Origin of the sequence: Aminivibrio pyruvatiphilus (genome assembly GCF_004366815.1) — a bacterium.
Lineage (GTDB): Bacteria > Synergistota > Synergistia > Synergistales > Aminobacteriaceae > Aminivibrio > Aminivibrio pyruvatiphilus.
Genome location: NZ_SORI01000012.1, coordinates 44,929 through 64,661, shown reverse-complemented (window position 1 = coordinate 64,661; position 19,733 = coordinate 44,929). Strand labels below are relative to the sequence as shown.

Annotated in this window: 16 protein-coding genes; 10 read left to right on the top strand and 6 right to left on the bottom strand. The window is 61.2% G+C overall.

The features are described from left to right. The first annotated feature begins 119 nt into the window (after positions 1-119). Complete coding sequence (locus C8D99_RS09695; RefSeq protein ID WP_133957943.1) at positions 120-1,979, top strand: S8 family serine peptidase; 1,860 nt, start codon at positions 120-122, stop codon at positions 1,977-1,979. Between the two features lie 471 nt (positions 1,980-2,450). Here C8D99_RS09695 and C8D99_RS09690 read toward each other — a convergent pair whose 3' ends face one another. Further along, on the bottom strand, positions 2,451-3,680 hold the full coding sequence (locus C8D99_RS09690; protein WP_133957942.1) for an aminotransferase-like domain-containing protein: 1,230 nt from the start codon (positions 3,678-3,680) through the stop codon (positions 2,451-2,453). Positions 3,681-4,311: 631 nt separating this feature from the next. On the opposite strand from C8D99_RS09690, the gene C8D99_RS09685 reads away from it, so the two are divergent. From C8D99_RS09685 to C8D99_RS09675, 3 genes are read left to right on the top strand one after another with little or no spacing between them, the layout of a single operon-like run. Beyond that, complete coding sequence (locus C8D99_RS09685) at positions 4,312-5,115, top strand: IclR family transcriptional regulator (protein WP_133957941.1); 804 nt, start codon at positions 4,312-4,314, stop codon at positions 5,113-5,115. Then, positions 5,099-7,141 carry a urocanate hydratase gene (locus C8D99_RS09680; RefSeq protein WP_133957940.1) on the top strand — a complete coding sequence of 681 codons (2,043 nt, stop codon included), beginning with the start codon at positions 5,099-5,101 and terminating at the stop codon, positions 7,139-7,141. Before C8D99_RS09685 ends, C8D99_RS09680 begins: the two co-directional genes overlap by 17 nt. Before the next feature lie 8 nt (positions 7,142-7,149). Beyond that, on the top strand, positions 7,150-7,749 hold the full coding sequence (locus C8D99_RS09675; RefSeq protein WP_133957939.1) for a HutD/Ves family protein: 600 nt from the start codon (positions 7,150-7,152) through the stop codon (positions 7,747-7,749). A 48-nt stretch (positions 7,750-7,797) separates the two neighbouring features. Here C8D99_RS09675 and C8D99_RS09670 read toward each other — a convergent pair whose 3' ends face one another. Continuing rightward, positions 7,798-8,736, bottom strand: coding sequence for an AEC family transporter (locus C8D99_RS09670; RefSeq protein WP_133957938.1), 939 nt, complete (start codon positions 8,734-8,736; stop codon positions 7,798-7,800). Positions 8,737-8,740: 4 nt separating this feature from the next. Then, positions 8,741-9,709, bottom strand: coding sequence for an aspartate-semialdehyde dehydrogenase (locus C8D99_RS09665; protein ID WP_133957937.1), 969 nt, complete (start codon positions 9,707-9,709; stop codon positions 8,741-8,743). A gap of 1,489 nt (positions 9,710-11,198) precedes the next feature. On the opposite strand from C8D99_RS09665, the gene C8D99_RS09660 reads away from it, so the two are divergent. The 6 genes from C8D99_RS09660 (at position 11,199) to C8D99_RS09635 (ending at position 16,459) form a co-directional block, all read left to right on the top strand. Continuing rightward, positions 11,199-11,882, top strand: a complete 684-nt coding sequence (locus tag C8D99_RS09660) for a GntR family transcriptional regulator (RefSeq protein ID WP_166670118.1) — start codon at positions 11,199-11,201, stop codon at positions 11,880-11,882. Positions 11,883-11,944: 62 nt separating this feature from the next. Next, positions 11,945-12,916, top strand: coding sequence for a Bug family tripartite tricarboxylate transporter substrate binding protein (locus C8D99_RS09655; protein WP_133957935.1), 972 nt, complete (start codon positions 11,945-11,947; stop codon positions 12,914-12,916). Positions 12,917-13,021: 105 nt separating this feature from the next. Beyond that, positions 13,022-13,462, top strand: a complete 441-nt coding sequence (locus tag C8D99_RS09650; protein ID WP_208321143.1) for a tripartite tricarboxylate transporter TctB family protein — start codon at positions 13,022-13,024, stop codon at positions 13,460-13,462. Positions 13,463-13,477: 15 nt separating this feature from the next. Continuing rightward, a complete protein-coding gene (locus C8D99_RS09645; protein WP_133957933.1) occupies positions 13,478-14,989 on the top strand; it encodes a tripartite tricarboxylate transporter permease in 1,512 nt (503 codons plus the stop codon). 57 nt (positions 14,990-15,046) lie between these two features. Continuing rightward, positions 15,047-15,781, top strand: a complete 735-nt coding sequence (locus C8D99_RS09640; protein ID WP_133957932.1) for an indolepyruvate ferredoxin oxidoreductase subunit alpha — start codon at positions 15,047-15,049, stop codon at positions 15,779-15,781. 30 nt (positions 15,782-15,811) lie between these two features. Beyond that, positions 15,812-16,459: a hypothetical protein gene (locus C8D99_RS09635; RefSeq protein WP_133957931.1), complete on the top strand. Its 648-nt coding sequence runs from the start codon at positions 15,812-15,814 to the stop codon at positions 16,457-16,459. Positions 16,460-16,524: 65 nt separating this feature from the next. Here the strand turns inward: C8D99_RS09635 and C8D99_RS09630 are convergent, their stop codons facing one another. The 3 genes from C8D99_RS09630 to C8D99_RS09620 all read right to left on the bottom strand — a co-directional run bounded on the left by C8D99_RS09630 (position 16,525) and on the right by C8D99_RS09620 (position 19,728). Then, complete coding sequence (locus C8D99_RS09630; protein WP_133957930.1) at positions 16,525-17,607, bottom strand: isocitrate/isopropylmalate dehydrogenase family protein; 1,083 nt, start codon at positions 17,605-17,607, stop codon at positions 16,525-16,527. 76 nt (positions 17,608-17,683) lie between these two features. Next, positions 17,684-19,177: a tripartite tricarboxylate transporter permease gene (locus tag C8D99_RS09625; protein WP_133957929.1), complete on the bottom strand. Its 1,494-nt coding sequence runs from the start codon at positions 19,175-19,177 to the stop codon at positions 17,684-17,686. Positions 19,178-19,248: 71 nt separating this feature from the next. Then, positions 19,249-19,728: a tripartite tricarboxylate transporter TctB family protein gene (locus C8D99_RS09620; protein WP_133957928.1), complete on the bottom strand. Its 480-nt coding sequence runs from the start codon at positions 19,726-19,728 to the stop codon at positions 19,249-19,251. Positions 19,729-19,733 lie beyond the last annotated feature (5 nt).

The window sequence follows — 19,733 nt, the reverse complement described above, 5'->3', positions numbered from 1 at the left end:
TCCATCCAGGGGCCAATGTTGCCGCAATTGAGAAACTTACCTGCTTATGTTAGAGTTTGTTGTGCATTCTGCCCGGGGAATGGAACAGGTAATAAAACAACGAAAGGGAGTCGATAACAATGCACCGTTTTGGTAAAGGTATCGGCAATGGCCTTTTTGTGGGGATGGCACTTGCTTTTCTTCTGTTTTTCGCAGGCGGGGCCTTTGCCTCGATTCCTGCCGGGGCGGAGTATGTTCCGGGTGAGGTCCTGGTGGTATTCAAAGCCGGAGTTTCGTCCTCCGCCCCTTCTCTTGCCGCCTCATCGGTGAACGCCTCGTACCACAGGGTGTTCAGCGCCCTGTCCCGAGCTTCAGGAAGGCAGGTGGCCTTCATCCGCAGCACGGGAAAAACCACGGAAGAGCTTCTGGCGAGATTCCGAAATATGCCTGAGGTTGAAGCCGCCGAGCCGAACTACATCCGACAGATTTCCGCCACGGTCCCGAACGACACCTACTTCGGCAACCAGTGGGGACTTCAGAATACGGGCTCGTCCGGTGGAACTGCGGGAGCTGACATCAGCGCCCCGGAAGCTTGGGACATCCGCAGGACCGTGACCCCGGGGAAGGTGGTGGCCATCCTTGATACCGGCATAACCATGGATCATCCCGACCTGCAGGCCAATCTGTGGCGGGCCGCCGACGGCACATCGGGGTACGATTTCGTGAACGATGACGATGAACCCGAGGACGACAACGGCCACGGAACCCACGTGGCAGGCATCATCGGGGCCGTGGGGAACAATGGCCTCGGCGTTTCGGGGGTGGCATGGACCGTGAAGATGATCCCCCTGAAGATCGGCGATGGGGTCGGCAGGGTGTACGACAGCGCGGAGATAGCCGCTCTGAACTGGATCCTCGACAAGAAAGACTCGGGCGTGGACATCGTCGCGGTCAACGCGTCCTACGGGGGATACGCCTCTTCGGCGGTCCAGCGGGAGACCATTTCCGCCCTTGCGAACAAGGGGATCATCTTCGTTGCCTCGGCCGGAAACGAAACAAACGACAACGACTCTACTCCCTCCTATCCGGCATGCTACAACCTGCCGAACATCATCTCCGTGGCGTCGACGGAAAAAGACGACACCCTCTCCGATTTCTCGAACTACGGAAAGAACACGGTCCATCTCGCTGCGCCGGGAGGTGGCATTCTCAGCACCCACACATCCTACCTGCCGGCATCGGGGGATCTCTTTTTCGACGATCTGCAAAGCGGCGAAGGGAAATGGCTCTCCGACGCGGAAGCGGGCTCCGTGGACGGATGGGCTATCGGAACATATGGTTCGCAGCAGGTGTGGCTGAGCGGCTACGAGGCGGACAACACCTCATGGATCATGGCGAAGGATCCTATTGACCTGTCCGGAACATTGGAGAACACGGTCGTCCTCGGTTTTCCGCTGGCGCTGGATATCGTTGAAAACGAAGATTTCGTGAGGCTGTACTTCTCCGCGGACAACGGTGTCACCTGGACCAGGGTGTACGAAATTTCCCTGGATACGGACTTCGATGTTATGGATTTTCGGCTCAAGATTCCCGACGGGTTCAAGACGTCGGAATTCCTGTTCAAAATCGAACTGGAGACAGGAAGTTCCGGCGCGGGCCTGAACGGGGTGCTCGTCGGCGCCGCAGGAGTGGGCGTCGCGGAATCCCGGTACGTCTCCATGAGCGGCACGTCCATGGCCGCTCCTTTCGTGACCGGAGCGGTGGCCCTGGCGGCGTCCCAGTTCCCGAACCAGTCGCCGAGGACACGTATTATCGAAAACGTGGACAAACTCGACTCCCTGAGAGATTTCACCATAACGGGCGGGCGGCTGAACCTGTACAAGACGCTCTACCAGTACAGGGAACCCGACGGTGCCGTGGAAGGGTGCGCGGCTTCGGCGGTCTCTCCCTGGGGCCTTCTGCTCGCGGTGCCGCTCCTGGTGCTGTTCAGGAAGAAATAGGCCGGTGGTGAAGGGGGGCCGCATGGCCCCCCTTTTTTTAGTTAAGAACAGATACCGGGGCAGATCCTCCCCCTCCGGGGACGCGATCGGGCGGTGGAACAGCCCTCAGGATGACAACCCTCTGTCATCCCGAGGCAACTCCATGTCCAAGTGATCTCGGGGTTGAGAAACCCAGAGTCAAAAACGAGATCCCTCCTCGCTTCGCTCGTTCGGGATGACAAGGCCAGGTTGTCTTCCCGAGCGGACGCGATCGCGGTCGCGAAGCATCCAGAGCGAAGCGGAGGGAGCATCCCCGGAGGGGAAGGACCTGGTTTTAAGTCTTCAGAACCAACCAGATCCTTCGGGCTGGAAACTGCCCTCAGGATGACAGACAAGTAAATATTCTGAGCGCTACAATCGCGTTCCCTGAGGTCGTGAGGATGACACCATACTGACGACTGCCCTCAGGATGACAGCCCGAGGAAAAACTTCCTACGCCTCGCAGCTTAACCCCTGGTCCAGCTTGCTGCAGATAAGGCCGCCCAGACGCTCGGCCCCGATGCGGATTTTCTCGGGAGGAACCCCGCCGAAGCTGATCCGCATGCAGTCGTTCCCCATGCCGTTGCCCTCGATGAAGAATCCCTCCCCCGCCACGTAGGCCACCCGCACGTCGGGAGCCGCCAGCGATTCGGCCAGCAGGTCGGTGGTGTTGATGCCTCCGGGAAGCCGGGCCCAGGTGAAGAGCCCCCCGTCGGGGAAGGTCCGCACCGTTCCCTTCGGGAAGAATTTGTCGATGGACTCGATCATGACGTCCCGCCGTTCCCGGTAGAGGTCGCAGATCATCCTGTGGTGGGCCGGGTAGTACCCCCGCTTGAAGAACTCGGCACAGATGACCTGGGGCAGCATGGACGTGTGGGAATTGGTGGCCGTCTTGGCGTCGAAGAGCTTTGCCGTGATTTCTTCCGACGCGAGGACGTAGCCCAGCCTGCTGCCGGGGGAGAAGATCTTGGAGAAGCTGTTGGCGAGGACGGTGTGCCCTGTGGTGTCGAAGGCCTTGATGGGGGGCAGGTCCGTGCCGCTGTAGCGGATGTCCCGGTAGGGGTCGTCCTCGAGGATGATGGTGTCGTACAGGCTGCCGAGTTCGGCCACTTTCTTCCTCCGTTCGAGGGAGAGGGTGCGGCCGGTGGGGTTCTGGAAGGTGGGGATGACGTAGACCATCTTCGGCCTGTACTCCCGGATCTTGGCCTCCAGGTCCTCGGGGACCATACCGTTCTCGTCCATGGCGACGCTGACGCACCGGGCCTGGAACATTTCGAATATCTCCACGCAGTGGACGAAGGTGGGCGACTCCACCAAAATGACGTCGCCGGGATCGATGAAGAGCTGGCAGAGGAGGTTTATTCCCTCCAGGCCGCCGCTGGTGATAATAATCCTGCCGGCGTCCGCCTCCACGCCCTTTGGGGCGAGGAGCTCGCTCACCACGATTTCACGGAGGTCCGGCAGGCCCATGACGTTGCCGTACTGGAGGGCCTCCACTCCCCTGCCGTCCCTGGTGATCACTTCGTTGGTAATTTCCCGGACGATGTCGATGGGCAGGGCTTCCCTGGCCGGGGCTCCCCCTCCGAAGGAGATGATGCCGGGATCGTTCATGGCGCCGAAGAGGCCCCTGATGATAGAGGCCGATTTTTCCATGGTTTTCATTCTCTGGGCGAATACTGTCATGATGCTCCCCCTTTTTTCGGGCAGATTGGCAACTCGTTCATTGCCTGCATTGTATCATTTCGGGGGGACGGTCGGCAGGAACAAAGACAACCCCGAGATCCTCCCCCCCTCCGGGGATGCTTCGAAATCGCTTCGTTCGCTCGATTCGACAGAGGATTGTCATCCTGAGCGAAAGCGAAGGATCTTGCCCTTGCTGTCATTCTGAGGGCGAAGCCCGATCGCGGTCGCGGAGCATCCAGAGCGAAGCGGAGGGAACATCCCCGGAGGGGAAGAATCTCGGGTTTGAGCAACCCGGAACAAAAAAGCGAGATCCTTCGCTACGCTCAGGATGACAGAAACGCTGCGCTCCTCAGGATGACAGGCAAAGGCAGGTCCTTCCCCTACGGGATGCTTCGAAATCGCTTCGTTCGCTCGATTCGACAGAGGATTGTCATCCTGAGCGAACGCGAAGGATCTCGTTTTTCAGGAAAGCAGAACCAACACCGAGATCCTTCGTCGCTGCGCTCCTCAGGATGACAGAAACGCTGCGCTCCTCAGGATGACAAGCCATGGAATTTCAGCGCCTTATTGACAGAATACTCTCTTGATGATAAAAATGGGACAGAATGTCCCATTTTTTGGAGGTTATCGTATGGCACAGGAAAACGGGCAGGGTGGAAAAATGGACGGGGCCGTCAAGGTGACGGCGATCATGGAGGCCCTGTGTTCGTCCCCGTCGCCCCTGACGGTCCGGGAGGTGGAGGAGATCACCGGTATCCCCCGGAGCACGGCGCACCGGTTTCTTCTGTCCCTGGAGGAGCAGCAGTGGGCCTTCCGGGACCCGCTGACCGACGGCTACCGGCCTGGCATCCGCTTCTTTCTTCTTTCCGGGGCCTCGTCCTTCTACGACGAGCTGATCCGCACGGCGGACCCGGAGATGCGGGAGCTGGTGAAGGCTACGGGAAACACGGCGATCCTCAGCGTCACCGAGGGGACTGCGGGGCTGTGCATCCACTCGGTGGAGCCCCTGTCGTCGGTGAAGTTCACGGCCCACCGGGGAATGTCCATTCCCCTCCACGCGGGGGCCACGGGCAAGGTACTCCTCGCCCACTGTTCGCCGGAGATCCGGTCCCGGGTGCTGGCCTCGCCCCTCCGTCCGCCCAGGGGAGACGGAATGGTAGACAGGGCGGAGCTGGAAAAGGAGCTGGAGCGGATCCGGGAACAGGGGTTCGCCTTCAGCAGGGAGGAATGGATGCCCCATGCGGGCGATATCAGCGTGCCCCTTTTCGACGGACGGGGCGTTTTCGTGGCCCAGATGGGCGTGGCGGGAATAGCGGACAGCGTCTTCCGGGATTTCGACAGCAACCTGCGCCTGCTGAAAGAGGCGGCCCGCAATGTGGAACGGAAGATGGACACTCATATTTTCGGAGGTGGAAACCATGTTTCAGGTGAATGAACTGAACAGGGAGGCAATGACGATCCGGCTGGATGGCCCTCTTCCCGACTACCCCGCCTTTGCGGAGGGAATCCGGCGGGCTCCGGACCGGGGCTGGACCCTGAACCGGGCCGAGACGGAGCTGGCGGTGAAGAACGCCCTCCGGTACGTGCCGGAGGAGTACCATGAAGCCCTTCTCCCCGAGTTCCTGGAGGAACTCCGCACCCGGGGACGGATCTACGCCTACCGTTTCCGCCCCGAGGGCCGGATCCGGGGGCTTTCGGTCAATCAGTACCAGGGGAAATGCCTGGCGGGAAAGGCCTTCCAGGTGATGATCGACAACAACCTCGACTTCGACATCGCCCTCTACCCCTACGAACTTGTCACCTACGGCGAGACGGGCCAGGTGTGCCAGAACTGGCTCCAGTACCGCCTCATCAAAAAATACCTGGAGGAGCTCACCGAGGACACCACCCTCGTGCTCGAGAGCGGACACCCCCTCGGTCTGTTCAAATCGCGGCCCGACGCGCCCCGGGTGATCCTGACCAACGGCATGCTGGTGGGGCTCTTCGACAACCAGGACGAGTGGCACCGGGGGATGCAGCTCGGCGTGACCAACTACGGCCAGATGACCGCCGGAGGCTGGATGTACATCGGCCCCCAGGGGATCGTCCACGGTACTTTCAACACCATCCTGAACGCGGCCCGGCAGCGGCTTGGCGTGGGCCAGAAGGAGAATCTCGCCGGCATTCTCTTCGTCTCCTCGGGCCTCGGCGGCATGAGCGGCGCCCAGCCGAAGGCGGTGGAGATCGCCGGAGGGGTGGGGATCGTGGCCGAAGTGGATTCCTCCCGGATCGAGACCCGGCACAGCCAGGGATGGGTCAGCCGGGTGGCGGAGACCTGCGGGGAGGCCTTCTCCATGGCCGCCGAAGCCTGCAGGGAGAAAACACCGTTGTCCATCGCCTACCACGGCAACATCGTGGACCTGCTCCAGTACGCCGTTGACCACGAGATCGAGATCCCCCTGCTGTCGGACCAGACATCCTGCCACGCCCCCTACGACGGCGGCTACTGCCCCCAGGGTCTGACCTTCGACGAGCGGACCGCCCTGCTGTCGAAGGATCCGGCGGAGTACCGGCGGCTGGTGGATATTTCCCTCCGGAAGCACTACGAGCTGATCAAGGTTCTTTCCGACCGGGGGACCTTCTTCTTCGACTACGGCAACTCCTTCCTCCGGGCGGTGTTCGACGCCGGGGTGACCGAGGTCTGCAAAAACGGCGAGAACACCTACGACGGCTTCGTCTGGCCCTCCTACGTGGAGGACATCATGGGCCCCGTGCTCTTCGACTACGGCTACGGCCCCTTCCGGTGGGTGTGCCTCAGCGGCGATCCCGAGGACCTGAGGAAGACGGACCGGGCGGCCATGGAGTGCATCGATCCCGACCGGAGAGCCCAGGACTACGACAACTGGGCCTGGATCCGGGACGCGGAAAAGAACGCCCTGGTGGTGGGCACCCAGGCCCGGATCCTCTACCAGGACGCCGAGGGCCGCACCCGCATCGCCCTGAAGTTCAACGAGATGGTCCGGAAGGGCGAGATCGGCCCCGTGATGCTCGGCCGGGACCACCACGACGTCTCCGGCACGGACTCCCCTTACCGGGAGACGGCCAATATCAAGGACGGCAGCAACATCTGCGCCGACATGGCCACAGTTTGCTTCGCCGGAAACGCCGCCCGGGGGATGACCCTCTGCGCCCTGCACAACGGCGGAGGGGTGGGCATCGGCAAGTCGGTCAACGGCGGCTTCGGGCTGCTGCTGGATGGCCGGGAGTCCACCGACGAGATCATCCGTTCGGCCATGATGTGGGACGTCCTCGGCGGCGTGGCCCGCAGGGCCTGGGCCCGGAACCCCAACGCCATGGAGGTCAGCCGGGAAGTGAACCGGAAGTACCCCGGCGGCTACCACATCACCCTCCCCTACTCGGTCTGCGGGAATGCGGTACAGGCGGCCGTGGATGCCCTGTTCAGCGACAAGGAAGGGGACTGACTTCAGCCATGAGGGTGATCCGGAAAACGCCCCGGGATTTCGTGCCGAAGCCATGGAAAAACGGCCTCGGCGTCACCAGGGAGATCCACATCCATCCCGAAGGGGCAAACTTTGAAACAGACGATTTTCTCTGGAGGCTCAGTTCGGCGGACGTGACCTCGGGTGGGCCCTTCTCCTTCTTCCCGGGCTACGACAGGTCTCTGTTCCTTCTCTCCGGTGAGGGCCTGGACCTGGAGCTCCGGGGCGTGAAGGTCTCCCTGGCGGCTCCCTTCTCCTCCGTCCGCTTCAGGGGAGAGGACGGGGTGATGTGCTCCCTGCCCGGCGGGCCCTGCACCGACTTCAACATTTTCTGCTCCCGGAAGGGCGTATCCTGCGAATACAGGAGAATTCCCGTCAGGGAGATGAAAAAACGCCTCTTTCTTCTCGGCGACTGGACGGTGCTCTTCTGCTTCCGGGGGGGCGTGACGGCGGAGTGGGATGAAGAACGGGCTGATCTCGGGGAGATGGGCCTTCTTGTGCTGGAGGACTACCCCGCCGATTTCTCCCTGACCTGCAAAGGAGCCCCGGACGGGGAGATCCTCCTGGTCACTCTCACGGCCAGGGACTGATGCAGAAATGCCCGGCCACCCTCCTGGGAAGGCCGGGCTCTTTTTTTGTCAAAGCGGCAGGAAGGCGTCCAGCAGGGTGATCCACAGGGGCACCGTAAGCCCGGAAAGCAGGGTGCTCGCCGTGATGGCCGCCGCCGACTGGTCAGGGTCCATTCCCAGCACCTGGGAGAGGATGAAGCAGTCCACCGCCACGGGCATGGCGGCGATGAGGATCACCGTGCGGAAGACTACGGGGTTCACGGGGAACAGGAGAAAGAGCCCCCAGGTGACGGCAGGCAGAAAGAGCAGTTTCAGCGTCACGTCCCTCCAGGCCCTGGGCAGCATGGAGGTCAGCGCCTCGAGCTTCAGGGTCGCCCCCAGGGAGAGGAGGGCCGTGCCGCTGGCGATGTTCCCCAGGAGCTTCAGGGTCTCGTCCAGCCACACCGGGAAGGAGTTCAGCCCCGTCACCGCCAGGGTGAACCCGGCGAGGCTCGACAGCACCAGGGGGTTTTTCGCCATGCTCTTCAGGGTGCCCTTCACCGTGTTCCACGAGATGCCCCCCGACAGGGCGAGCTGGGCCCAGGAGATGGAGATTATCTGGTAGCCGATGAAGGTGAAGGCCAGGTAGAGGGACAGCACCTCCACCCCCTGGGTTCCCACCGCCACGGTGACCACCGGAAGGCCCACGAACACCGTGTTGGACCGGATGACCATCAGGGTGGACGACGCGGTGCGCCTCCGCTCCTGCCCGGCGAGCTTCCCGATCAGCCAGGCCGCGGGCGGGGCGGCGAGGAAGGAGAGGTACACTGCCGCAACCATGTTCCTGTCCGCCAGGGCGGACATGTCGGCCCTGCTGGTCATCCGGAGGATGAGGGCCGGTATGGCCGTCCAGTAGATGGCCTTGTTGATCTGGGCGAAGGCCTCGGGGGACACGACCCCGCGGCGGGCCAGCATCCTTCCGGCGGCCATGACCAGCACCACCGGAAGGATGACGAGAAAGCCGTGCATGGACCTAGTTCAGTTCCCTGTGCTTCAGGAGGATCCTCACCGCGTTGGTGGCCGCTCCCACCCGGATGTTGTCCGCCACGTTCCACATCAGGAATCGGGTGTCGTCGAAGGCCCGGACGCGTCCCACGTACGTGAGGTCCGTACCGGCCGCGTCAAGGGGGGTGAACATGTCCCGGGAGAAGACCACGTGCTCGCCCGCTTCCAGCGCCGCCTCTATCCCCGGAAGGTCGAAGGGCTTTCGTGTCTCGGTAAAGATGCTCTCGGAGTGACAGTAGAGCACCGGAACCCGCACGGTGGTGGGCCAGACGGAGATGTCCGGGTCCCGGAGGATCTTCCGGGTCTCGTTCACCATCTTCATTTCCTCGTCGGTGAAGCCGTTCTCGAGCAGCGAGCCGATCTGGGGCACCACGTTGAGGTGGATCTGCTTCACGAACTTCTTCGGAGCGATGTGCCCCCTCATCTGGTCCTCCAGCTCGTTCATGCCGTTTTTGCCCGCCCCGGAGACGGACTGGTAGGTGCTCACCACGATGGACCGGATGCCGTACCGCTCGTGAACCCTGTACAGGGCGAGCACCATCTGGATGGTGGAGCAGTTCGGGTTGGCCACGATGCCGCTGCTGTAGCCCTTCAGGAGGTCGCCGTTGATCTCCGGCACCACCAGCGGGATGGCAGGGTCCATGCGGAAGGCCGACGAGTTGTCGATGACCACGCTCCCTGCCTCCGCCGCGATCGGGGCATACTGCCTGGACACCGCGGCCCCCGCCGAAAAGAGAAGATAGTCGTACCGTTCCCTCATGGCCTCTTCCGTCAGTTCCTTCACCCGGTGTTTCCGCCCGTAAAACTCCACCCCTTCACCGGCGCTCCTGGCCGACGCGAAAAAGCTGATCTCATCAGGCCGCACATTCCGCTCCTGAAGCACCCTGGTCATCATCCGGCCCACTTCGCCTGTGGCGCCCACAACCGCTATCTTCACTGCAATCTCCCCTTTCGTTTCAATACAAAAACGGCCCGCCCCCGAAGGGACGAGCCGGAACTCGCGGTACCACCCTTGTTGGACGGCGCACGGCAGCCGTCCCTCTCCGGTCCTGTGACGGGAACCGATCCCGGGAACGTACTCCGCGGCCGACAAAGGCCGCTTTCCGCTCCGGCTCACCGGGCTTTGGGCCCCTTTCCCGCGGCGGAAGCGCCTTTCAGCCTATGGGCGCTTCTCTCTGTCGCCGATTTATGGGAATTGGGCATCCCGGATCATCGCTTTTCAGATATTACCGGGAATTCTAGCAAAAGGGGAATTTTTGTCAACCGTGTTCGGGATGCTGTGTTCAGGATGCCTGTTCGGGGTGCCTGTTACGAGACTGTGTGCGGGGGAAAAACTCCCGGGTCTGCTGTTGCCTTTGAATGTCGTCCTGTCATCCTGAGCGGAGCGACGAGGGACCTGCCTTTGATTCTGAGCCACTTCAAGTGCAGATTCTTCGGGCTTCGCCCTCAGAATGACACACCAGAGTCAAGAAAAGACCGAGATCCTCCCCCTTCGGGGATGCTACGCGATCCGGCGGAAAAGCACGCCGTCAGGATGACAAACAAGGACACGAGCGCGATCGCATCCGCTCGGGATCACTACCTGGCCTTGTCGTCCCGAGTGAGCGGAGCGACGAGGGACCTGCTTTTGATTCTGGGCCACTTCAAGTGCAGATTCTTCCCCTCCGGGGATGCTCCGCGATCGGGCTTCGCCCTCAGAATGACACACCAGAGTCAAGAAAAGACCGAGATCCCTCCCCTTCGGGGATGCTACGCGATCGCATCCGCTCGGGATGACAACCTGGCCTTGTCGTCCCGAGTGAGCGAAGCGACGAGGGACCTGCTTTTGATTCTGGGCCACTTCAAGTGCAGATTCTTCCCCTCCGGGGATGCTCCGCGATCGGGCTTCGCCCTCAGAATGACACACCAGAGTCAAGAAAGGGCCGGCATTCCCCTTGTTTGTCATCCTGAGCAGAGCGAAGGATCTGGGGTTAAGAACCTCAAACCGAAACCTTCCCCTTCGGGGATGCTGCGCGATCGCATCCGCTCGGGATGACAACCTGACCTTGTCGTCCCGAGTGAGCGGGGCGACGAGGGACCTGCCTTTGATTCTGGGCCACTTCAAGTGCAGATTCTTCCCCTCCGGGGATGCTCCGCGATCGCATCCGCTCGGGATGACAGAAACAAGGCGCTACTCAGGATGACAAGCAAAGGCCGGTCTCCTCACTCCTATGGGATGCTTCCGCAAAACAGCACTTCCACACAAAACAGCACTTCCACCTTGACAAGTCGGACGCAATTTGTATAAAATATTTTCGATTCCATTTGGCATGCCGCATGCCGCATTCCAAAAAAATCAGGCCAAATGTCCCGCTTTCAGGAGAAAAATTCCGGAGCGAATCCCATAATTTTTCATGCCGACCAGGGCGGCCCGCGGAGGAAAAACCATGATTTCAAAGCTCCCCGCAACGAAGAGTCTGAGCGAAAGAGCCTTCGAAGAACTCCGTTCCGCCATCCTGGAGGGAAAAATCCCCCCCGGAACCCGCCTTGTGGAAAGAACCCTGGCGGAGAGCATGGGCATCAGCAGAACACCCGTCCATGACGCCCTGAACAGCCTCGTGGCCAAGCGTCTCGTCAAAAAGCTCCCGAACAAGGGGTTCGTGGTGGCCAGGCTGGAGAAAAAAGACATCGTCCAGCTCTACACCCTCCGCCTCCATCTTGAGACACTCGCGGTCCAGTGGGCTCTTCCGAACCTGACCGCCGGAATTCTCGAAAAGCTCCGGAACAACGTGAAACGCATGGAGGCCTGCGCTCATCATACGGACATGGAATGCATCATCGAGGCGAACGTGGAGTTCCACAGGATCATCCTCTCCGCCGCCGACAGCTCCATTCTTACGGGCTTCATCGAGCAGGTGCAGAGCAGCGCCCGGCTCTTCCGCATCCGGTCCGTGAATACGCCCAACCGGATCCCCAGGGTCATCGAAGAACACAGGAACCTCATCGCAGCCCTCGAAAAAAGGGATGAAGCCGTTGCCGCGGAATGCATCCGGATTCACCTCGGCAACGCTTTGAACTCCATACTGACAACGCTTGATTCCGCTGACGGGGAGGTGGAAAGGAGCACATAGCAGCATGTTCAGGGTTCACCGCACCAGGAGGACAGGGAAACGAATTTGAAGGAGGAATTATTGTGAGAAAAACGAGACTTGCAGCATTTCTGGTTCTTGCGTTCTTCGCGGCTCTGCTTTCCGGGACCGAAGCGGCCTTCGCGGCTTATCCCGAAAAGCCCATCGAATGGGTCATCTGGGCTTCCCCCGGCGGCGGCAGCGACATCTTCGTCCGGAACATGGCCAGGCTCATGGAACCCTATGTGTCCCAGCCCTTCGTGCCCGTGAACAAGAGCGGCGGCGGCGGTGCCGTGGGAATGGCCTACACCGCTTCCAAGCCCGCTGACGGACACACCATCCTCGCCGTCACCACCAACTTCGTCCTGACGCCCGCCCTCGGCCGCTCCCCCAAGGGTCCCGCCGACTTCGACATGATCGCCCGGGTCGCCGTGGAGACCAACGTGGTCGCCGTGAGCACCGACGCCCCCTACAAGACCTGGGAGGAGTTCGTGGCCTACGCGAAGCAGAAGGGCGGCGTGAGCTGGGGAACCTTCGGCGTGGGAACTTCTGACCACGTGGCTTCCGCAAAGCTTTCCAAGCTCTCCGGCATCAAGTCCCGGTTCGTTCCCTTCGAGGGCGGCGCCGACTCCCTGGCGTCCCTCATGGGCGGACACATCGACGTGCTCACCAACAACCCCAGCGAGCTGACCGAGCAGATCGCCGCCGGGCAGGTCAGGCTTCTCGGCAGCTTCAGCGCCGAGCGGTGGGACGCTTTCCCCGAAGTCCCCACCTTCAAGGAACTCGGCTACGACGTGGTGGTTCCCACATGGCGCGGCGTGGTCGCCCCCAAGGGAACCCCGAAGGAAGCCCTTGACTACCTCGCCGCAGCTCTCGAGAAGGTGGTGGCCCAGGAAGGCTTCCAGAAATACCTGGCCGAAAACCAGCTTGAGGCCGCCTACCTCAACAGCACCGACTTCGCCCTCTTCGTGGCCGAGCAGGATCTCTTCTACAAGAGAGAACTGAAGGAACTGGGCCTCATCAAGGAAAAGAAATAGCGCAGCGCCTGTTCGGGGTGTGCGGCGTCCTGATTTTGCCGTGCACCCCCTTTTGCATACCGGCACTTTAGACTGTGGGGGCAGAGCATGAAAAATTTTCGATACATGAACACCGTACTCGGAGTGGGTTTATTCGTTTTCGGCTACCTGGTATTCAGGGAAGCCGCGGAATATGTACCCGACATTGAAATTGAAGGCCAGGTGGGAGCCCACGCGTTCCCTCAGCTCTTCGCCGGGGCTCTCATGTTCCTCTCGGCGCTGATGGCCCTTCTCGATATGAAAAAGCTCACGAAGGCGACCACGGCATCTTTTGCCGGCATCGGCGCTGTGACCGTGACGGCAGGGCTATGCTACGCCTTCTGGTATTTCCTTCCCGAAGCGGGTTTCCTGGTCCTGGCGCCCCTTTTCGCCTGCATCATCACGGTCATCACCACCAGGAGGTTCCGGATCATGGACATGGTTCCCGTCCTGATCGTCGTCTTCGCCGTGTACTTCGTGTTTGCCAATCTGCTCAAAGTCCCTGTACCCAAGGGATTCCTGGGCTAAGGGAGGACGAGAAATATGGAATCGCTTCTTCTGATACTTGAAGGCTTCAAAGATGTCATCACTCTTCAAAACCTCCTGAGTGTTTTTGTGGGAAGCGCACTGGGAATCGCCATCGGCGCCCTTCCCGGCCTGAACGCCTCCATGGGCATCGCCCTGCTTCTTCCCCTCACCTACGGAATGAGCGCCCTGCCCGCCATCGTTATGCTGCTCAGCATCTACTGCGGCGCCATCTACGGAGGATCCATCACGGCCATCCTGCTCCGGACCCCCGGAACAACAGCCGCGGCCTGCACTGTTTTCGACGGCTACGAGATGGCCCAGAACGGAGAGCCCGGACGGGCCCTGAGCATGGCCGCAACGGCGTCCTTCATCGGGGGAATCTTCAGCGTGATCGTCCTTATCTTTCTCTCCCCCCCGCTGGCCCGGATGGCCCTCATGTTCGGCCCGGCGGAGTATTTCGCCCTCTGCTTCTTCGGCCTGAGCATCATTTCGAGCCTTTCCGCCGAAAACATGGTGAAGGGACTCATCTCCGCGGTTATCGGCCTGCTCCTCGGCACGGTGGGGCTTGACATCGTCACGGGAGTTCCCCGGTTCACTTTCGACATCGTGGAACTTCTGAACGGCATCTCCTTCATCCCCGTGCTCATCGGTCTCTTCGCCGTCTCCCAGATCTTCATCACCGTGGAGAAGGAGATCAAGGAGCTCGGCGGCGTGAAGCAGGCCATTTCCGGCCTCACCATCAGCCTGAAGGACCTGGTCTCCGTTACGGGCACCCTCGTCCGTTCCTCCATCATCGGCACCCTCGTCGGCATCCTCCCCGGCGCCGGGGCCACCATGTCCTCCTTCATCAGCTACAATGAGGCCCGCCGGTGGTCAAAGACGCCGGAGAAGTTCGGCACCGGCTGCCTTGAAGGCATTGCCGCCCCTGAAGCGGCCAACAACGCCGCCACAGGCGGAGCCATGGTCCCCCTGCTCTCTCTCGGAATTCCGGGGTCGGAGACTACGGCGGTACTTGTAGGGGCCTTCATGATCCAGGGCCTCCGCCCGGGGCCGCTGCTCTTCAGGGAGAATCCCGACCTTGTCTACGGCCTTTTTGCCGGCATGGTCCTGGCCAACATCGCCTTCTTCGTCCTCGGCATGCTGGGAGCGCGCCTTTTCTCCCAGGTCACGAAGATCCCCAACCGGGTCCTGGTGCCCATGATCCTCATCCTGGCCACCATCGGCTCCTTCGCCGAGAACAACAGTCTCTCCGACGTGTTCCTCATGTTCTCCTTCGGCGTGGTGGGCTACTTCATGAGAAAGTTCGAATTCCCCATAGCTCCGCTGGTGCTTGCCCTGGTTCTCGGGCCCATGGCGGAGAGCAACTTCCGGAGGGGGCTCATCATCTCCGCCGGCGAATGGACCACCTTTTTCACCCGCCCCATATCCCTCGTGTTCCTCGCGCTGGGTTTCGCCACGCTGATCATGCCCTTCATCCGCATGATCAGGGATCACAGAAAAACGAGAGAGGTTCCCCCTTCCGCATAGGCAGTTTTCCGCGGACCGGCTGAAAGCAGTTCAGAAAATGAGAAAGGGTGTAGGTCAATGACAGTCATCAACAAGGAAAAATGTGTCGGCTGCAAAACGTGCATGAAGTACTGCACCGTGGATGCCATCCACTATCTCCCCGAAGAGAAGAAGTGCTGCGTGGACCAGGCCCGGTGCACCGAGTGCTACGTCTGCGTGCGCCAGAAGGTCTGCCCCGTGGGCGCCATCGAGACCGTGGAGCTTGACGGCTTTTTCAAGCAGTTCCAGCACGTCATGAGCGACCCCGTGGAGAACCACGGCGTCACCGGCGTCACGGGCCGGGGAACCGAAGAAGTGAAGACCAACGATGTGAGCGGCCGGGTGAAGAAAGGCTTCGCGGGCTTCTCCATCGACATGGGCCGTCCCGGCCTGGGCGTGTTCCTCCGGGACGCCGAGAAAGTGGCCATGGCCATGGCGGAAGCCGGCCTCGTCTTCGAACCGCCCGAGACCACGCCCCTTTCCGCCCTCATGACGGACATGAAGACCGGCAAGCTTGACGACGCATGCCACGACTACCATCTTCTTTCCGTCATTATCGAGGGGAGCTGCCCCCTGGACAAAATGCCCGACGTCTTCCGCGCCCTCCAGAGAGTGGAAAAGGAAATCGACACCGTCTTCTCCGTGGGGCTCATCCTCCGGGTGGATGAAAACGGCGAGAACCCGGTGCTCAGCGAGCTCGACGCCCTCGGTATCCCCCAGCCCCACCGCGGCAAGGTGAACGTCGGCCTCGGCAAACCCCTCAGCACCCTGTAGGGCAGAGAAGAGAACAGGAGGAAGAACGAAATGACCCACTCACTGCACAGATCGGGAGATATCGAGTCCCAGAAGAAGGACTTCAACTGGTTCATGTACCAGACCAAGGGCGTGAACGACAAGAACATCAGGGACAAGGCCCTCGAGTTCATCGCCACCGCCGAGGCATGGCATTCCGAGAACTGGGGCGACGTGAAAACCGGACCTCTGACCCAGTACACCAGTGAAGAGATCAGGAAGAACATCAGCGACAAGTCCCGCATCAGGGGCGTCTTCACCAGCAAGGAGCAGGTGATCGGCTTCCTGAAGGACATCAAGGCCAAGGATCTCGGCATGTCGGTGGTCATCACCGGAGTTCTGTCCGAGGTGCTGCCCGCCTGCAGGGAAGCGGAAGTCACCCCCCACTCCATCAACTATTCCCTCGGCGTCTGGGGCAACAAGAGCCGCCTCCCCGACGACGACACCCTGTCCATCACCACCATGTGCGGCCACCACATGATCCCGCCCAAGTTCGTGGAGGACGTCCAGAAGCAGGTGGACAAGGGGAAACTCACCGCGGAGGAAGGTGCGAGGAAGCTTTCCAACTTCTGCTACTGCGGCATCTTCAACCAGATCCGCTGCGCCGAGATCCTGAACATCGTCTCGGAGAAGAAGAAGCGGGACGCCGCCGGCGCCTGATAAGCAAGAAACGAGCCCCTTCCCGGATGTTCCGGGAAGGGGCTCGTTTTATTTTCCGGCTTCGGCTACAGGGCCGCCAGGGCCCGGCAGACGGCGTCCCCCATGGCGTCGGTACCCGCCGTCCCGCCGAGGTCCGGGGTGACGCACTTTTTATCGGACAGAACCTTTCCGAGGGCCGCTTCAATATTCCCCGCCGCCTGCACGGCCTCCCCGTCCCCTTTCCCGTTCCCGAGCCAGGAGAGCAGCATCTGGGCGGACATGATCATGGCGTAGGGATTGGCGATGTTCTTCCCGGCAATGTCCGGGGCCGATCCGTGGGTGGCCTGTGCCATGGCGTACCGGGGCCCTACGCAGAGGCCGGGGGCCATGCCGAGCCCTCCCACCAGCCCAGCCGCTTCGTCGGAGAGAATGTCGCCGAACATGTTGGTGGTGACGACCACGTCAAAATTCGCCGGCCTCATGACGAGGTGCATGGCGAAGGTATCCACCACCGCCGTGCCGAACTCCACGTCGGGGTATTCTTTGCTCACTTCCGTGCAGGTATCGATGAAGAGTCCGCAGCCCAGCTTGAAGACCGTGTTCTTGTGGATAGCCGTGACTTTCTTCTTTCCGTTGCGCTGCCGGGCCAGCTCGAAGGCCGTCCTGGCCACCATGGAAGAATTCCGCCTGGTGATCACCCGGAGGGACAGAGCCATGTCCGGGGTGGGCATGCACTCCCCCATGCCTTTGTACATATTCCTGTCGGGCTGGAAGCCCTCGTTGTTCTCCCGGATGATGACCAGGTCCACGTCCTGCCGGAGGCACGGGAGGGAAGGGTGGGACCTGGCCGGGCGGATGTTGCTCGCCAGGTCGAAATTCCGCCGAAGGATGGGGTGAGGGTTGATGGCCTTCGGATCGTCCTTCGGGTAGGCCATGTGACCGATGGGCCCCAGGATCCACCCGTCCAGGCCGTACAGGGCCTCCAGGGTGGAGGCGGGAAGGGTTTCCCCGCTCTTCAGGTAGGAGGGGTACCCCACGGGCAGCTCGCACCAGTCCAGCGTCACGCCGCCGAACCCGGCGACGGCCGCGTTCAATACCTTCACCGCCTCGGGCACCACTTCAAGCCCGATGTCGTCGCCTTTCAGTATTCCAAGCTTGTAGACGGCCATGTGTCGACTCTCCCTCGCGTTTTATTTGAGTACCTCGTGTTTTCTTCCGGGGAGACGCTCCCCGGAACGGGCTTTTCTATTCCGCCGCCCCCCGTTTTTTCCTGAAGTGGTTGCAGTAGACCGCGTAGACCACGCTCAGGACCGCAAGGGTGATGATGACCATGGAGATGGGGTTTGTCATGAAGACGGACCAGTCTCCTTTGGAGAGGGTGAGGGACCGCCGGAAGTTCGTCTCCACCAGGTACCCCAGCACGAAGCCGAGGGCCGTGGCCGTGATGGGATAGTCGTAGATCTTCATGATCAGACCGAGGATGCCGAAGAGGAGGACCGTGAAGATGTCGAACATGCTGTTGTTCACCGAGTAGGCGCCGACGAAGATTATGGCCAGGATGCAGGCGTTCATTATGGTCTCGGGGATGTTGACCACCTTGATGAGGAGCTTGATCAGCAGCAGGGCGACGAAGATCATGAAGATGTTCGAGACGAACAGGGAGACGAAGATCGAGTAGGGTATTTCCGGGTTGGTGACGAAGAGCATGGGGCCCGGCCGGAGGCCGTGGATGATGAGCACGCCCAGCATGATCGCCGTGGAGCTTGAGCCCGGTATGCCCAGGGAGAGGAGGGGCACCATGGCGCCGCCAGTGACGGCGTTGTTCGTGGCCTCCGGCGCGGCTACCCCTTCAAGGGCCCCCTTGCCGAACTGCTCGGGATGCCGGGACCACCGCTTCGCCTCGTTGTAGCCCAGCCAGCAGGCGATGGACGCTCCCGCCCCCGGCATGGCGCCCACGAACATCCCGATGACCGATCCTATGAGCATGGAGGGAAGACACCGGATGAAATCCAGGGTGGACGGGTATTTCGAGGTGATCCGGTACTCCACCACCGCCCGCTTGATCTTTTTGAAGATGATGTAGAGCACCTGGCTCAGGGCAAAGATTCCCATGTAGAAGGGGATGATCTCGAATCCCTCGATCAGGTTTTCGCTGCCGAAGCCGAACCGGACGATGCCGGCGAAGGGGTCGAGGCCGATGGTGGCCAGAAGAAGGCCGAGGGCCGCCGAGATGAGCCCCTTGAACACGTCAGTGGACAGAGAGGCTACCAGGGTTAGCCCGAGGAGCGCCAGGGCAAAATACTCGGGGGGGCCGAAGGCAAGGGCCACCTTCGCCAGGGGAATGGCGAAAATCATCAGGGCGACGCTCGAGACGATCCCCCCGAACACGCTGGCGTAGAGGGACATGCCCAGGGCGAGGCCGGTCTTCCCCTGAAGGTGGAGGGGATAGCCGTCCATCACCGTGGCGGCCGAGGACGGCGTCCCGGGGGTGCCGATCAGGACCGACGGAATGGAGCCGCCGTACTGGCCCCCGCAGTAAATGCCCACGTACATGAGGATGGCCACGGTGGGGTCCATCCCCCATGTGAAGGGCAGCAGGATGGCCATGGTCATGGTGGCGTTGATGCCGGGAATGGCTCCGCCGATGGTCCCGGCAACCACACCGGCTATGATGGCCGAGATGCCCTTGAAAGTGAAAACCACGCTCGAACCGAGAGCTATATTCTGCAGAAATTCCATGAGACGCTCAGCCTCCAGTATGACAAGCTTAAAAACTACCCGCGGGCGCAGATTCTCTCAGGGAGCGGGCCCTAGATGAACTCGAGAAAACCGTGGGGCAGAAGAATATGAAGCACCTTGGAAAAAAGCAGGTACAGTACCAGGGCGAACCCGCAGCTGACGAGGATGTTGACTTTCAGTCCCACCTCTCCCTGCACCGCGATGAGCAGAAACAGCAGGAAAACGGTAGCGATGAGGTAGCCCGCCAGGGGCATAAGCCAGATGTACAGCCCGCTGACCACGAGAACGAGAAACATCTTCAGGGCGTTCGAAGGTTCGAAAGTCTCGGGCGCCGCCTCCGCAACGCCCGGCTTTGGGTGCCTGTACAGCACCGCCAGGTTGCCCAGGGAGCAGAGGATGATCACCCCGGACATGAGCTGGGGAAAGATGTGGGGCCCGATGGGATCGAAGGTCCTCGCCTCGCTGTAGGGTATGGAGGTCCACCAGAAACCGGCGGCGATGAGAATCCAGAGGATATTGAGCACGACTTTGCTTTTGACTGTAATGGTCATAATTT

Coding starts and splice junctions, on each gene's coding strand:
- C8D99_RS09660 (WP_166670118.1), top strand. CDS start 11,199: ATGATTTCAAAGCTCCCCGCAACGAAGAGTCTGAGCGAAAGAGCCTTC.
- C8D99_RS09695 (WP_133957943.1), top strand. CDS start 120: ATGCACCGTTTTGGTAAAGGTATCGGCAATGGCCTTTTTGTGGGGATG.
- C8D99_RS09685 (WP_133957941.1), top strand. CDS start 4,312: ATGGCACAGGAAAACGGGCAGGGTGGAAAAATGGACGGGGCCGTCAAG.
- C8D99_RS09640 (WP_133957932.1), top strand. CDS start 15,047: ATGACAGTCATCAACAAGGAAAAATGTGTCGGCTGCAAAACGTGCATG.
- C8D99_RS09670 (WP_133957938.1), bottom strand. CDS start 8,736: ATGCACGGCTTTCTCGTCATCCTTCCGGTGGTGCTGGTCATGGCCGCC.
- C8D99_RS09630 (WP_133957930.1), bottom strand. CDS start 17,607: ATGGCCGTCTACAAGCTTGGAATACTGAAAGGCGACGACATCGGGCTT.
- C8D99_RS09635 (WP_133957931.1), top strand. CDS start 15,812: ATGACCCACTCACTGCACAGATCGGGAGATATCGAGTCCCAGAAGAAG.
- C8D99_RS09675 (WP_133957939.1), top strand. CDS start 7,150: ATGAGGGTGATCCGGAAAACGCCCCGGGATTTCGTGCCGAAGCCATGG.
- C8D99_RS09650 (WP_208321143.1), top strand. CDS start 13,022: ATGAACACCGTACTCGGAGTGGGTTTATTCGTTTTCGGCTACCTGGTA.
- C8D99_RS09690 (WP_133957942.1), bottom strand. CDS start 3,680: ATGACAGTATTCGCCCAGAGAATGAAAACCATGGAAAAATCGGCCTCT.
- C8D99_RS09625 (WP_133957929.1), bottom strand. CDS start 19,177: ATGGAATTTCTGCAGAATATAGCTCTCGGTTCGAGCGTGGTTTTCACT.
- C8D99_RS09680 (WP_133957940.1), top strand. CDS start 5,099: ATGTTTCAGGTGAATGAACTGAACAGGGAGGCAATGACGATCCGGCTG.
- C8D99_RS09645 (WP_133957933.1), top strand. CDS start 13,478: ATGGAATCGCTTCTTCTGATACTTGAAGGCTTCAAAGATGTCATCACT.
- C8D99_RS09620 (WP_133957928.1), bottom strand. CDS start 19,728: ATGACCATTACAGTCAAAAGCAAAGTCGTGCTCAATATCCTCTGGATT.